The organism is Kitasatospora sp. NPDC041917 (genome assembly GCF_055589745.1).
The window spans coordinates 197,086-210,717 of sequence record NZ_JBVJBI010000005.1 but is presented as its reverse complement, the minus strand read 5'-3'; the positions used below and the strand labels follow the sequence as shown (position 1 = coordinate 210,717).

Sequence of the window (13,632 nt, the reverse complement as noted above, 5' to 3'; positions counted from 1 at the left end):
CGGGGAGACGCTCCAGGCGGGGCGCTCCGAGTGACGCCCGGGGCAGGGCGCTCGGCTCAGGCGGGACGCTCCCCGAGCGTCTCCTCCACCGTCCGGCGCGGGGTCGCCGCACCGGGCGGGCCGTAGCCGGCCCGCAGCACCAGCTGGACGTGCCCCGGACCGGCGGCCGGGTCGCGCAGCGCCCAGCGAATGTCCGGCCACTCGATCGCCTGGTGCCAAATGGTGAGCCGGACGCCGTGCACCGTGGCCAGCAGCCAGACCCGCTCCAGCGCCTGCCCGGTGCGCAGCCAGTCCAGCGGGCCGTCGCCGGGAGTGGTGAGGGTGCACAGCTGGGGCAGCGCCTCGAACCGCCGGGAGGGCTGCGCGGGCGCCTCCGGCGGGCGGCCGGCGAACTCGCGCATCGGCACCCGGGCGTCGTGGTCCTGCGGGCCGAGCGCGGCCTGCGGGATGCCGTCCTCGGCGGTGCCGTCGTCGGACCGCAGCCAGGCGCGGGACTCGGCGACGCGGGCCGGGTCGTCGGCGATGCGGCGCTCGGCCTCGGCGGTCAGCGCCTGCACCCGCCGCACGCCGTCCTCCTCCAGTGCGGCGAGCGCGACGCCCTCCTCGCGGGCGGCGGCCATCAGCTCGCCGATCACCGCCTCGGGGACGTCGCGCTGGGTGAAGGGCTCGCGGCTGGAGTGCCGGGCGGCGATCGCGGGGTAGAGGTCACGGCCGAAGGGCGTCTCCTCGACGGCCGGCCGGGAGAGGTCGAGCACGGCGAGCAGGCCGGGCTCGGCGGCCTCCGGCAGCAGCCGGACCTGCGGTTCCCGGTCCAGCCGGCCGGCCGCCACCCGCAGGTTGAACACGGCCGCGCCGACCGCGATGTGCACCGCGGCGCCGACCGGGTCGGCCAGGGGTACGGAACGCCCGGTGTCGGCGTGCACGGCGAGCCCGCGCCCGTCCGGGGTCGGCGCGAAGCGCCAGGGCTGGCTGTTGTGCAGCGAGGGCGCCGCGCCGCCGGCCGCGGCGAGCAGGCGCAGGTCGGCCGCGCTGAGCATCTGGGTGAGAGCCGGGTCGAGCGTCATGGCGATCCACTCCTTCAACCGCGAGGCTTCGGCTTCAACCGCGGGGTTCGACTGCACGGGGCCCGCGGGTCCCGCTGCTTACGAGCGTGCGCGCCCCGACCGGTCCGGGAACAGGGCCCTTGGACCCGTCCTCGCGGCCGCCGGGCCGGGGCCTCCCGCTCGGGAGGCCCGGGCGGGGGCCGTCGGGCCCGTCCGGTGGATCGGGACGGGGGCGGATCCACCGGACGGGCCGTCCATCACCCGTGCGGGACGACCGCGACGGGGGCTTCGGCGTGGTGCAGGACGGCGTGCGCGACCCGGCCGAGCCGGGGCCCGAACTCGACCGGGCGGCGGCCCCGGCCGACCACGACCAGCGCGGCGCCGGCGGAGACCTCGACCAGGGCGCGGGCGGCGCCGATCTGCACGTCCTCGACCACCTCCACCTCCGGGTGCTGCTCGCGCGGACCGGCCAGGGCGAGCGAGAGCAGCTTGGCCTCCAGCGCCTCCAGCTGGGCGAGCTCGGCCGCCGGGACGGCGCCGCCCGCGTAGCCGAACACCGGCGGCAGCTCCCAGCCGTGCACCGCCCGGACCCGGGCGCCGCGCAGGGCCGCCTCGCGGAAGGCGAAGTCGAGCACCTCGGTCTCGGGGGTGTGGGCGTCGACGCCGACCACCACCTCGCCCGCGGCGGCCTCGCCCTCCTCGCGCACCACGACCAGCGGCACGGTGCTGCGCCCGGCCACCGACATGCTGACCGAGCCCAGCAGCAGGCCGGTGAAGCCGCCGCGGCCGCGCGAGCCGAGCACCAGCAGCTCCGCCTCCGCGGCGGCGGCCAGCAGGCCGTCCACCGGTGCGTCCAGGACGGCGTCGGTCTCCACGGCCAGGTCGGGGTGCAGGCCGCGGATGTCCTCGGCGGCCTCGGCGAGGGTGCGGCGGACGGCCTCGGGCAGGTCGTCCGCGTCGGCGAAGGAGGACACGCCGTCGGTCAGCCACGGCCAGGCGTGCACCAGGCGCAGCGAGGCGCCCCGGCGCACCGCCTCGGCGGCGGCCCAGTGGGCGGCCGCGGCGCTCTGCGGCGATCCGTCGACCCCGGCCAGCACGGTTGACGTCATGACTGTTCCTCCACACTGTCGACAGGTCGTCGACGCTCGGCGGTTCGGTGCGGGCCGCGGTGTGCTCTGACGCCCCGTCCGCTCCTCCCCCACCCTGGCAGCGACGCGCGGCCCGGCGGCAGAGGCCTCAGGACCCTGCGCGGCGGGACGAAAGGCCCGCCCGACGGAGCCTACGGCCGACCCCGCCGTCCCCACCACCGACACCGGGGCACTACCGTGAACACGGCAATCCCGCTGGTCGGACGGCACCCGAGTCGGGTCGGGCGGTGGGGGCGGCCGTCCGCGGGGCGGACGGGGCGCGTCCGGACGATGGACGGGCCGGTCAGGGCAGCACGACGAGGAGGACAGCGGTGGGCGGAGCGGACGGCAGCGCGGCGGGTGGCGGCGCGCGGATGCCACGGCTGCGCCTGGACGAGCTGCTGGAGGAGCTCCAGTGGCGGATCGACGCGGCGCGCGGCACCCAGAACCGGGTGCACAGCCTGTTGGAGGCGGTGCTGGCGGTCGGGCGGGAGCTGGATCTGGCGCAGGCGCTGCACCGGATCGTGGAGGCCGCCGCCGATCTGGTGGACGCCCGGTACGGGGCGCTCGGGGTGATCGGGCCGGACGGGCACACGCTGTCGCAGTTCCTGACGGTGGGCCTGACGGAGGAGGAGATCGCCGAGATCGGCCCGCCGCCGTCGGGCCGGGGCATCCTGGGCGAGCTGATCCGCGAGCCGCGGCCGCTGCGCTGCCCGGTGCTGTCCGACCACCCGGCCTCGGCGGGCTTCCCGTCGAACCATCCGCCGATGCACACCTTCCTGGGGGTGCCGGTGCGGGTGCACGGCGAGGTGTTCGGCAACCTCTACCTGACGGACAAGCGCGGCGGGCTGGACTTCGACGAGGACGACGAGGCGGTGATCTCCACCCTGGCGGTCGCGGCCGGTGTGGCGATCGACAACGCCCGGCTGTACGAGGAGGCGCAGCTGCGTCAGCGCTGGCTGCGGGCGAGCACCGAGATCACCCGCAGTCTGCTGTCGGGGGCGCCGCGGCTGGAGGTGGTCGAGCTGATCGCCCGTCGGGCGCGGGAGATCTCGGGCGCCGAGCTGGCGGACGTCTCGGTGGCGCTGGCCGGTCCGGAGGAGCGGGCCGAGGAGTTGACGGTGGAGGTCGCGCTGGGTGGCACGCCGTCCGCGCGGCTGGGGGTGACGGTGCCGGTGGACGGCACGCTGTCGGGCGCCGCGTACGCCTCCGGCTCGCCGGCCACCAGTGACGAGCTGGCCTGCGACACCCGTTTCCCGGCCGGTCCGGCGGGCCGCTTCGACGGGCTGGGCGCGGCGGTGGCGGTCCCGCTGGGTACGGGTGCCGGGTACGGGCGCGGCGTGCTGCTGCTGGCCCGGGCGCAGGGTCGGCCGGCGTTCGGGCCGGAGGAGACCGGTCCGCTGCTGGGCTTCGCCGACCAGGCGGCGCTGGCCCTGGAGCTGGCCGAACGGCGGCGTGACGCCGAGCAGTTGAACCTGCTGGAGGACCGCGACCGGATCGCCCGGGACCTGCACGACCTGGCGATCCAGCGGCTGTTCGCGACCGGGATGACGCTGCAGAGCGCGGGCCGGCTGATCGAGAGCCAGGCCGCGGCGGACCGGGTGGCCCGGGCGGTGGCCGACCTGGACGAGACCATCAAGATCATTCGCTCGACCATCTTCGGTCTGCGCGCCCACAGCGAGCCGGACCGCGGCCTGCGCGCCCGCGCCACCCGGGTGGTCACCGACGCCCAGGGTCCGCTCGGCTTCCCGCCCCGGCTGAGCATGGAGGGCCTGCTGGACACCGACGTGCCGCAGGAGCTGGCCGGGCACGTGGTCGCGGTCCTCGCCGAGGCGCTCAGCAACGCCGCCCGGCACGCCAAGGCATCCCGGGTCGAGGTGACGCTGCGTGCCCTGGCCGGGCGGGTGGCGCTGAGCGTGACGGACGACGGCGTCGGCGTGCCCGAGGGCGGGCGGCGCAGCGGGCTGCGCAACCTGGCCGAGCGCGCCGACCGGGTCGGCGGCTCCTTCACCGTCGACCCGGCCGAGGGCGGCGGCACCCGGCTGGTCTGGGAGGCCCCGATCGGGTCCTGAGGCCCTCCCGCCACCCGCCTCCCGTCAGCCGTCAGCCGTCAGCCGTCAGCCGTCAGCCGTCAGCCGTCAGCCGCGCAGGGTGCGCAGGAAGCCGAGGAGGTGGCTGTTGAACTCCTCCGGCCGTTCCATGTTGGGGTAGTGCCCGGTGCCCTCGACGATCACCGCGCGGCCTTCGACGACGGTGCGCACGACCCGTTCGGCCAGGTTGATGTGGTCCACGGAGTCGATGCCGCCGTTGATCGCCAGCAGCGGGACGGTGATCCCGGTGAGCCGCTTCCAGGTGTCGGTCACCGGCACCAGGTACTGGGGCTCGTCGGGGGTGTGCTTGGCGACGGTGCTCCGGGTCATCTCCTTGAGCCGGCGCACCACCTCCGGGTCGACCTCGTCCAGGCGGCGGTGCGGCCCGGAGGCGAGGCTGGTGAAGGAGTCGAGCCAGGCCTCGGCGTCGCCCTCGGCGAGCGCGGCGGTCTGGTGGGCGGCGAGTTCGCCGAGCCACGGGTCGGTGAACTCGGATTCGCTGGTGCCGTTGCCGCTGATCACCAGCGCGCGGACCAGTTCGGGGTGTTCGAGGGCGAGGTCGAGGGCGATCGTCCCGCCCATGGAGAGCCCGATCACGGTCACCGGGCCCAGGCCGAGGTGGCGCAGCAGGTCCGCCAGGTCGTCGGCGGGGCGGAAGGGCCGGCCGGCGTTGTCGGAGGCGCCGTGGCCGCGGGTGTCCGGGGCGATCACCCGGTATTCGGGCAGCAGGGCCGGGAGTTGGTCGGCCCAGCTCCGGCGGTCCAGCAGGCCGCCGTGCAGCAGCACCAGGGGTTCGCCCGTACCGGCGTCGAGGTAGGCGAGGCGGCCGTGGCCGCTGTCGAAGGAACGCAGGTCAAAGGTCTGTTCGGGGGAATCGGAGTACGTCATGACGAAAATTTTAGGTCGGGCGACCTATATTTGTCTCCATGAGCCCCACATCCGTCTCAGAACTCCCCCCGCACCCCACCTTCCCCTCGGACCGCCTCAGCCACAACCCCGACGGCCCCGTCCTGCTGGTCGGCGGCTACGGCACCGTCGGCGCCGAACTCGCCCGACTCGCCTCCCCCACCTGGCCGTTGCTGCTCACCGGCCGTTCCGAGCAGCGCGGCGCCGCCCTCGCCGCCGAACTGGACGACACCACCGTCCGCCGCTGGGACCTCGCCGACCCCGAGCCGTTCACCGCCGCCGTACGGGCCGTGGTCGGGGTGGTCAACGACCCGGACGACCGGGTGCTGCGGGCCGCCGTCCGCGCGGGCGTCCCGTACGTGGACGTCACCCGCTGGACCGCCCGGCTCCAGCGCGCGGCCACGCTCGCCGCCCTGCTGCGCCCGACCGCCCCGGTGCTGCTCTCCTCGGCCTGGATGGGCGGGGTGACCAGCCTGGTCGCCGCCGCCCTGGCGGACCGGCTGGGCCGGGCCGAGCGGATCGAGACCGCCATCCGCTGGGACCTCGCGGACCGGGCCGGCGCCGACTCGGTGGAGTTCATGGACCGCCTGGGACTCGACTACGAGGTGATCCAGGACGGCCGGCGCCGCTCCGTCACCCCGCTCAGCCGCCCGCGGACCGTCCGCATCGGCGACACCCCGACCCTGGTCGCCGGGATCGACACCCCCGAGCAGTTCACCCTCCCGCTCACCCTGGGCGCCACCACCGCCGCCACCCGGATCGGCTTCAGCTCCCGCTCCTCCACCACCGCCCTGCTCGCGGCCCGGCACGCCGGCTTCTTCCGCTGGGGCCGCGGCGACCGCTGGGAGCCGGCCCGCCGCGCCCTGCTCCACTCCCCCGGCGAGGGCGGCACCGCCCTGCTGCGCACCGACGTCGCCTCCGCCGGACGCGCCCTCACCGCCACCGTCGAGGACCGGGGCGGCCAGGCCCGGCTCACCGCCGTCGGCGCCCTGCTGGCGCTGCGCCGGGTGCTCGGCACGGACGGCGCCCCGCCGCCCGCCGGGGTGGCCTTCCCCGAGCAGACCCCGCGCCCCGGGCAGGTCCTGGAGGACCTGGCGGCCCTGGGCGTCACCGTCACCGTCACGGCCACCGGGGCCGACGGGCGGCGCGGCACGGCGGCGGCGGCATGAGCAGCGTCCGGGGCCTGAGCGGCAAGGGCGCCCAGCGGCGGGAGCAACTGCTGGACACCGCGGAGGAGTTGCTCGTCACCGCGGGCGGCACCGAACTGTCCATGCGAGCGGTGGCCGCCGCCGCGGGCGTCCGCCTCGGCCACCTCCAGCACTACTTCCCGACCCACGCCGAGCTGGTGGCCGCCGTGCTGGAGCGCGTCCTCGCCCGCTCGGTGGAACGGCTCGCACCGCTGCTCGACCCGGGCCGCGACGAGGACGCCCTGCTCCGCGAACTGCTCGCCGAGCAGCAGGACGTGCGCCTGGTCCGCCTGTTCGCCGAGCTGTGGGCACTGGCCGCCCGCGACCCCTCGGTGGCCGCCACCGTCCGGGCCTTCTACGACCGCTACCGGGAGCTGGTCGCCTGCTTCCTCGCCGAACGCCAACCGGCCCTGACGGAGGAGGAACGGCACGCCCGCGCCCAGGTGTTCGTCATGCTGATCGAGGGCGCCTCGCTCTTCCGCTCCGGCCTGGCCGGCACCGCGGACGCCGCGGCGGACGCCGAACTCCTGCGCACCGCCCTGGCGTTGCTGGGGCCGTGAGGACGCCTCGGGGCCGCCGGCTCAGGCCAGGCACCGGCCGATGACCAGTTCCGGGCGGATGCGGATGCGGACCGTGCCGCCCGGATCGGCCGTCCTGGCCGCCGGGCGGACCTGCGCGCGGCCGAGGACGGTGACGAACCAGCCGGAGCCGTCCCGGCCGTCCACCTCGTCGGCCTCGAAGGCGATCACCGCGCCGTCCACCGCCCGGGCCAGTTCGGAGCCGGCCGGTGCCGAGAGCAGCACACCGCCGGGGGCCAGCCGGAACGGCACCGGCAGGACGGCCGGGAGGGCGTCGACCGTGTAGACCACCCGGCCGACGTCGGCCCGGGCCAGCAGCTCCAGCGACCGCTTCCGGTCGAGTTCGCGCAGTTCCGGCAGGTCGGGCCGGTCCTGCGGAACAGGGCGGCCGGACGGAACGGGCCGCTCGAACGGAGCGGGGCCGTCGTACGCGACGGCCGGGACGGGCCGGTCGAACGGACCGGGCGGGTCGTACGGGACGGGCCGGGGGGACGGGACGTGGTCGCGGTTCATGCGAGCGATGCTCGCCCGGGCCCGGGCCGGGCCGCGAGGGCCGATGGTCCCGGCCGGGCCCGGCGAGAGCCCCGCCCGGCGGGCCGTCGGCCCCGGGTCCCAGGCCCGGGGCCGACGGACCGTTCGGCCCCGAACGGCACTGCACCGCACCGAACGGGCACAGACGGTGCCGAACGGCCGGGCTCAGCCCCGGCCGGTGCGCAGCACGGAGGGCTGCGCGGCCGCGGAGGCCTGGCGCAGCTCGGTGGCGATCAGGGCGGCCTGCACCCGCCGCTCGACGCCGAGCTTGGCGAGCAGCCGCGACACGTGGTTCTTGACGGTCTTCTCGGCGAGGTAGAGCCGCTCGCCGATCTGCCGGTTGGTCAGGCCCTCGCCGATGAGTTCGAGGACCTCCTGCTCGCGCGCGGTCAGGCCCGGTCCGGTGGTGACCGGCTGGGCGGGTTCGGCGTCGCTGCGCAGGCGGTTCAGGAGGCGGGTCGCGGCGCCGGGGTCGAGCATCGAGCGGCCGGAGGCGACGGTGCGGACGGCGGCGACCAGGTCGGTCCCGCTGATCTGCTTGAGCACGTACCCGGCGGCGCCCGCCATCACGGCGTCCAGCAGCGCCTCCTCGTCGTCGAAGGAGGTCAGCATCAGGCAGGCCAGCCCGGGCATCCGCGAGCGCAGCTCACGGCAGACCGAGACGCCGTCACCGTCGCCCAGCCGGACGTCCAGCACGGCCACGTCGGGCCGCAGCGCGGGCACCCGGACGAGCGCCTGCTCGGCCGTCGCCGCCTCCCCGACCACCTCCAGGTCCGGCTCGCAGTCCAGCAGGTCGTGCACGCCGCGGCGCACCACCTCGTGGTCGTCCAGCAGGAACACCCGGACCGGTGCCGGGGCCCCGGCACCCTCCGTCTTGGTCGCCATCACGCGGCTCCACCTTCGTCGCACCCCCGCACACTCCCAGCGGGGCCCAGGGCATCATCCCCCGGACCCGGCCGCGGACCCAGGGCCCAACGGCCCCATTCCGGCCGGGCCGCACGGCCCAGGCCGGGCCGGGGCCGGTCCCGCGGGTCTCCTCCGGTCCGCCGGGCCGCTCGGGAGGCGCGCCGGCGGAAGCGTTCTCAGCGCCCCTGCCGCCGTACGTTCCCGAGCCCCATCAGCAGGAAGGCGAGCGCGATGCCCGCGCCGCTGACCGCCGCGAGCACCACCCGGGGCACGACCTCGCCGCCGCCGGACACCAGGATGGCGACCGCCCCGAGCGAGGCGACGGCCGCACCGACCACCAGCCACCCGGCCAGGGCCAGGGCCGGCGGCCGGTGGGAGCGCGGGGCGGGCCCTACGTCCAGGGCGGCCCAGCGGGCCGCGGTCTCCTTCACCTCCCGGCGGCGGTCCCACAGGGCCCGCATCCGCAGCGCCGTGCCGCCGACCAGTCCGGCGAGCGCGATCTGTGCGGCGGGCCGCCAGTCCGGCACGACGAGCAGCAGCCCGCCCGCGAGCGCGAGCCCGGCCCACCACAGCACGCAGGCCGCGGCGGCCGTACGGGTGGAGCGGGGCCGGTCGGCGCCGGCCTGGAGGTCGGCGATGGCGGGCAGGTACCAGACACAGCCGCTCGCGGTGAGGGCGGCGGTGCCGATGGCGAGAACGGTGTGGTTCACGACCCGGCCTTCCTGGTCACGAAGGGGAGGGGAGAAGGGGAGAAGTGGGCCGTCCCCGCCCGCCCGGGGGCAGCGACGCGGGCGGGGACGGCGTACGAGGGGCGGGCTCAGCCGCCCGAGGAGGGTGAATCGGTGGACGCGGCGGCCTCGGAGGGCGGGGCCTTGACCGCGACGGCGGCGGCCGCCCGGTCCGCCCGGCTCAGCGGCCGGTCGTACTTCGTCGGCTCCACGTCGCCCAGGTGCGTGGCGGGCTTCCCGCTGTGCGCCAGGACGTCCATGGCCGCGATGTCCGGGTGGTGGAGGTCGAAGGCCGGGGATTCGGAGCGGATCCGCGGCAGCTTGACGAAGTTGTGCCGCGGCGGCGGGCAGGAGGTGGCCCACTCCAGCGAGCGGCCCCAGCCCCACGGGTCGTCCTCGGTGACCTTCTCGCCGTACTTGGCGGTCTTCCAGATGTTGTAGAGGAACGGCAGGATCGACAGGCCGAGCAGGAACGAGCCGATGGTGGAGAAGGTGTTCAGGGTGGTGAAGCCGTCCGAGTCCAGGTAGTCCGCGTACCGGCGCGGCATGCCCTCGGCGCCCAGCCAGTGCTGGACCAGGAAGGTCGCGTGGAAGCCGACCGTCAGGGTCCAGAAGGTGATCCGGCCGAGCCGCTCGTCGAGCTTCTTGCCGGTCATCTTCGGCCACCAGAAGTGGAAGCCGGCGAACATCGCGTAGACCACGGTGCCGAACAGCGTGTAGTGGAAGTGGGCGACCACGAAGTACGAGTCGGAGACGTGGAAGTCGATCGGCGGGGCCGCGAGCAGCACGCCGGTCAGGCCGCCGAACAGGAAGGTGACCAGGAAGCCGACCGTCCAGAGCATCGGGGTCTCGAAGCTCAGCGAGCCCCGCCACATGGTGCCGACCCAGTTGAAGAACTTCACCCCGGTCGGGACGGCGATCAGGAAGGTCATGAACGAGAAGAACGGCAGCAACACCTGCCCGGTGACGTACATGTGGTGCGCCCACACCGTCACCGACAGGCCCGCGATGGCCACCGTCGCGGCGATCAGGCCGGAGTAGCCGAACATCGGCTTGCGGCTGAACACCGGGATGACCTCGGAGACGATCCCGAAGAACGGCAGCGCCAGGATGTACACCTCGGGATGCCCGAAGAACCAGAACAGGTGTTGCCAGAGCATCGCCCCGCCGTTGGCCGGGTCGAAGACGTGGGAGCCGAACTTGCGGTCGCACTCCAGCGCCAGCAGCGCGGCGGCCAACACCGGGAAGACCAGCAGCACCAGCACCGAGGTGAGCAGCACGTTCCAGCAGAAGATGGACATCCGGAACATGGTCATGCCCGGAGCGCGCATGCAGATGATGGTGGTGATGAAGTTGACGGCGCCGAAGATGCTGCCGAAGCCGGACAGCGTCACGCCCATGATCCACATGTCGGCGCCGACGCCGGGCGAGTGGATCGCGTCGGACAGCGGCGCGTAGAGGAACCAGCCGAAGTCGGCGGCGCCCTGCGGGGTCGCGAAGCCGGCCGCGGCGATCAGTGAGCCGAACATGAACAGCCAGTAGGACAGCATGTTCAGGCGCGGGAAGGCGACGTCCGGCGCGCCGATCTGGAGCGGCATGATCCAGTTGGCGAAGCCGGTGAACAGCGGCATGGCGAACAGCAGCAGCATCACCGAGCCGTGCATGGTGAAGGCCTGGTTGAACTGCTCGTTGGAGAGGATCTGCGTTCCGGGCCGGGCGAGTTCGGCGCGCATGACCAGGGCGAGGATGCCGCCGATCAGGAAGAACGCGAACGACGACACCAGGTACATGGTGCCGATCGTCTTGTGGTCGGTGGTGGTCAGCAGTCTGACCAGGGCCGAACCGGGCCTCCTGGCCCTGGCCGTCCCTGCTGGGAGGGCCGTCGGCGGTGAGGTGGGGTCGCCCTGTGCCTGGGTGGCGCTCAAGGACGCACTCCTTCGGAACGTCGTGCGAATGGATGGCGCTCCATGATCCGAACAGGCGCCCTCCGCACCCCAGGGCCCTTCGGCCCGCCCGCCCGGGGCCGCTGGGCCCGAGTTCCCGGGACCCGACCGGGACCTCCCGACCGCGCACCCGGGACCTCCCGGCCGGCCGACCGGCGCCTCCCGGCCGGGCGTCCGGCGCCTCCTGACCGGCCGTCGGGTGGCCGCGTGCCCGGATCGCCGCCCGCTCGCGCCGCGCTCACCGCGGCGCGGAGCCCCGGTCGAGAACCGCCGGAACGCGCCCTTCCCCACCGCCCCGTACGCCCGCCCGGCGGCGCCCCGCGGGCCGCCCGTCCACCCGGCCCGACCGGGCCCCGCCACCCCGGCCGACCTGCCGGAACGGCGACCGCGCAGCCGTACGGACCCCAGCGTCGACCCCCCGCCGCGGGGCCCCGGCCATGAGCCCGGGGGGAGCGGACCCGGCCGAATCCGCGGCCTTCAGCGCCGATCGGCCGTCAAGTAGCCTGCGCCCACACCGCACCGCCGCACCGCCGCACCCGCACCCGCACCCGCACCCGCACCCGCACCCGCACCACGGCCGCCCCGCCACCTGCCACACCGTTGCCGCGAACGCCCAAGCCCACGCGAACGCCCACGCCCCGGAGGTACGCCGATGCCCCTGGCCCAGCCCGCCACCCCCGCCCGGCTGCGCTTCGCCGTCCTCGGCCCGCTCACCGGGGAGGCCGACGGCCGCCCGCTGGCCCTCGGGCCGCTGAAGCAGCGGCTGGTGCTGGCCGTCCTGCTGAGCCGCGCCAACACCGCCGTCCCGGTCGACCTGCTCACCGACGCGGTGTGGCCCGAGGAGCCGCCGCGCACCGCCCGGAAGAACCTCCAGGTCTACATCTGCACCCTGCGCACCCTGCTCGGCCGCGGGGACGGGCCCGACCGGCTGGTGCACTCGGCCGCCGGCTACCTGCTGCGGGTCGCCGAGCCCGAGTTGGACCTGCTGCGGTTCCGCGCCCTGGCCCGGGCCGGCCGGGCCGCCGCCGACGGCGGAGCGCTCGCCCCCGCCGCCCGGCTGCTGCGCCAGGCCCTCGACCTCTGGCAGGGCCCGCCGCTCGCCGACCTGCGCCGCTCGCCGGCCGTCGAGGCGGAGGCGGACCGGCTGGAGGCCCGCTGCCTGGGCGTCCACGAGGACTGGGCGGAGACCGAGTTGGAGCTCGGCAACCCCGGGGCCGTCGCCGAGGACCTCGCCGAGCTCGCCGAGCGCCACCCGCTGCGCGAGCGCCTCCAGGCCGCCCGGATGAACGCCCTGCACCTGTCCGGCCGCCAGGCCGAGGCGCTCGCCGTCTACGACACCCACCGCCAGCTGCTCGCCCGGGAGTTGGGGCTGGAGCCGAGCCCCGCGCTGACCGCCCGCTACCGGGAGCTGCTCGCCCGCGGCCGCTCCCTGCCCACCGCCGCCCGCCCGGAGCGCGGCGCCGGGCCGAACGGCGCCGCGCTGCTGCCCGCCGACACCGCCGACTTCACCGGAAGAACCGACGAACTACGCTGTCTCGTCGACGAGTTGGGTGAGGGCGGCGGGCGCGTCGCGGTGCTCTCCGGCCCGGCCGGCTGCGGCAAGACCGCGCTCGCCGTACACGCCGGCCACCTGCTCGCCGACCGCTTCCCGGACGGCCGGGTGCTGGTCCGGCTGCGCGCCCAGGACGGCACCGCCCGCCCGCTGCCCGAGGTGCTCGCCGAACTCGCCGTCCTCACCGGCCGCCCGGGCGCCGCACCCGTCGCACCCGTCGGGACCGTTCGGCTCGCCCCCGCCCAAGACCCCGACCACGCCCCCGAACCCGGCCCCGGCGACACGGCCCGGGCCGCCGCCCTCTGGCGCGCCTCGCTCGCCGGGCGCCGGCTGCTGCTGATCCTGGACGACGCCCCGGGCGAGGCCGTGGTCCGCGAGCTGCTGCCGGGCTTCGGCCCGAGCGCCGTGCTGGTCACCTCCCGCAGCCAGCTGGCCGGCCTCGCCTCGGTGCGCCGCGTCGCCGTCCCGCCGCTCGCCCCCACCGAGGCCCTGGACCTGCTCGGCCGGATCGTCGGCACCGGCCGGACCGGCGCCGACCGCGCCGCCGCCGCCCGGATCGTGGCCGCCTGCGGGCTGCTGCCGCTCGCCGTCCGGGTCGCGGGCACCCGGCTGGCCGTGCTGCGCCATCTCCCGCTCGCCGAGTACGCGGCCCGGCTGGAGGACCCGGCGGGCGCCCTGGACGAACTGGTCGCCGGGGACGTCACCGTCCGCGCCCGGCTGGACTCCGGCTGGCGCGACCTCACCGACCGGGGACGGCTCGCCCTGGCCCGGCTCGCCGCCCTGCCGCTCGCCCTGCTCTTCACCCTCCCCGAGGCCGCCGCCGCCCTCGGCCGGCCCGAGCGGCTCACCCTGCGCACCCTGGAGGCGCTCACCGACACCGGGGCGGTGACCTCCCCCACCGGCGAGGTCACCGCCCACGCCGCCCTGTACGCCCTGCCGCGGCTCACCCATCTCCACGCCCGCGAACGCGCGGTGGAGGCCGTACGGGCGCCGGCACTGACCTGACGGCCGTACGGGCGCCGGCACTGACCTGACCGCGGT

10 protein-coding genes and 1 pseudogene are annotated in these 13,632 nt (G+C 76.0%); 4 read left to right on the top strand and 7 right to left on the bottom strand.

From position 1 onward, the window contains the following. Positions 1-56: 56 nt before the first annotated feature. A complete protein-coding gene (locus ACZ6EM_RS08295) occupies positions 57-1,064 on the bottom strand; it encodes an Acg family FMN-binding oxidoreductase (protein ID WP_452180943.1) in 1,008 nt (335 codons plus the stop codon). Between the two features lie 236 nt (positions 1,065-1,300). After that, the gene (locus ACZ6EM_RS08290) at positions 1,301-2,152 is read right to left on the bottom strand and encodes a universal stress protein (protein ID WP_401054869.1); all 852 of its coding nucleotides are present in this window, start codon (positions 2,150-2,152) and stop codon (positions 1,301-1,303) included. Between the two features lie 392 nt (positions 2,153-2,544). Here ACZ6EM_RS08290 and ACZ6EM_RS08285 point away from each other — a divergent pair, with 392 nt between their 5' ends. Then, the gene (locus ACZ6EM_RS08285; RefSeq protein ID WP_401054870.1) at positions 2,545-4,242 is read left to right on the top strand and encodes a sensor histidine kinase; all 1,698 of its coding nucleotides are present in this window, start codon (positions 2,545-2,547) and stop codon (positions 4,240-4,242) included. A 66-nt stretch (positions 4,243-4,308) separates the two neighbouring features. On the opposite strand, the gene ACZ6EM_RS08280 is transcribed toward ACZ6EM_RS08285, so the two are convergent. Beyond that, positions 4,309-5,148, bottom strand: a complete 840-nt coding sequence (locus ACZ6EM_RS08280; RefSeq protein WP_465772045.1) for an alpha/beta fold hydrolase — start codon at positions 5,146-5,148, stop codon at positions 4,309-4,311. A gap of 38 nt (positions 5,149-5,186) precedes the next feature. Here ACZ6EM_RS08280 and ACZ6EM_RS08275 point away from each other — a divergent pair, with 38 nt between their 5' ends. Further along, positions 5,187-6,335 (top strand): saccharopine dehydrogenase family protein, encoded by a 1,149-nt coding sequence (locus tag ACZ6EM_RS08275; protein WP_465772044.1) that lies wholly within the window; start codon positions 5,187-5,189, stop codon positions 6,333-6,335. After that, positions 6,332-6,913, top strand: coding sequence for a TetR/AcrR family transcriptional regulator (locus ACZ6EM_RS08270; RefSeq protein ID WP_401053874.1), 582 nt, complete (start codon positions 6,332-6,334; stop codon positions 6,911-6,913). The genes ACZ6EM_RS08275 and ACZ6EM_RS08270 overlap by 4 nt, the downstream gene beginning before the upstream one ends. A gap of 21 nt (positions 6,914-6,934) precedes the next feature. On the opposite strand, the gene ACZ6EM_RS08265 is transcribed toward ACZ6EM_RS08270, so the two are convergent. From ACZ6EM_RS08265 to ctaD, 4 genes and pseudogenes are all read right to left on the bottom strand, one after another. After that, positions 6,935-7,291: a pyridoxamine 5'-phosphate oxidase family protein gene (locus ACZ6EM_RS08265; protein ID WP_359901048.1), complete on the bottom strand. Its 357-nt coding sequence runs from the start codon at positions 7,289-7,291 to the stop codon at positions 6,935-6,937. 336 nt (positions 7,292-7,627) lie between these two features. Next, positions 7,628-8,347, bottom strand: a complete 720-nt coding sequence (locus ACZ6EM_RS08260) for a response regulator transcription factor (RefSeq protein WP_359900914.1) — start codon at positions 8,345-8,347, stop codon at positions 7,628-7,630. Between the two features lie 197 nt (positions 8,348-8,544). After that, entirely contained in the window at positions 8,545-9,078 is a 534-nt protein-coding gene (locus ACZ6EM_RS08255; protein WP_452180845.1) for a hypothetical protein, read from the bottom strand. Positions 9,079-9,350: 272 nt separating this feature from the next. Then, positions 9,351-11,021: pseudogene (gene ctaD / locus ACZ6EM_RS08250) on the bottom strand (aa3-type cytochrome oxidase subunit I); the annotation flags it as partial. Positions 11,022-11,691: 670 nt separating this feature from the next. Here ctaD and ACZ6EM_RS08245 point away from each other — a divergent pair. Further along, positions 11,692-13,596, top strand: a complete 1,905-nt coding sequence (locus ACZ6EM_RS08245) for an AfsR/SARP family transcriptional regulator (RefSeq protein ID WP_465772043.1) — start codon at positions 11,692-11,694, stop codon at positions 13,594-13,596. Positions 13,597-13,632: the final 36 nt, after the last annotated feature.

Coding starts and splice junctions, on each gene's coding strand:
- ACZ6EM_RS08295 (WP_452180943.1), bottom strand. CDS start 1,064: ATGACGCTCGACCCGGCTCTCACCCAGATGCTCAGCGCGGCCGACCTG.
- ACZ6EM_RS08290 (WP_401054869.1), bottom strand. CDS start 2,152: ATGACGTCAACCGTGCTGGCCGGGGTCGACGGATCGCCGCAGAGCGCC.
- ACZ6EM_RS08285 (WP_401054870.1), top strand. CDS start 2,545: ATGCCACGGCTGCGCCTGGACGAGCTGCTGGAGGAGCTCCAGTGGCGG.
- ACZ6EM_RS08280 (WP_465772045.1), bottom strand. CDS start 5,148: ATGACGTACTCCGATTCCCCCGAACAGACCTTTGACCTGCGTTCCTTC.
- ACZ6EM_RS08275 (WP_465772044.1), top strand. CDS start 5,187: ATGAGCCCCACATCCGTCTCAGAACTCCCCCCGCACCCCACCTTCCCC.
- ACZ6EM_RS08270 (WP_401053874.1), top strand. CDS start 6,332: ATGAGCAGCGTCCGGGGCCTGAGCGGCAAGGGCGCCCAGCGGCGGGAG.
- ACZ6EM_RS08260 (WP_359900914.1), bottom strand. CDS start 8,347: ATGGCGACCAAGACGGAGGGTGCCGGGGCCCCGGCACCGGTCCGGGTG.
- ACZ6EM_RS08245 (WP_465772043.1), top strand. CDS start 11,692: ATGCCCCTGGCCCAGCCCGCCACCCCCGCCCGGCTGCGCTTCGCCGTC.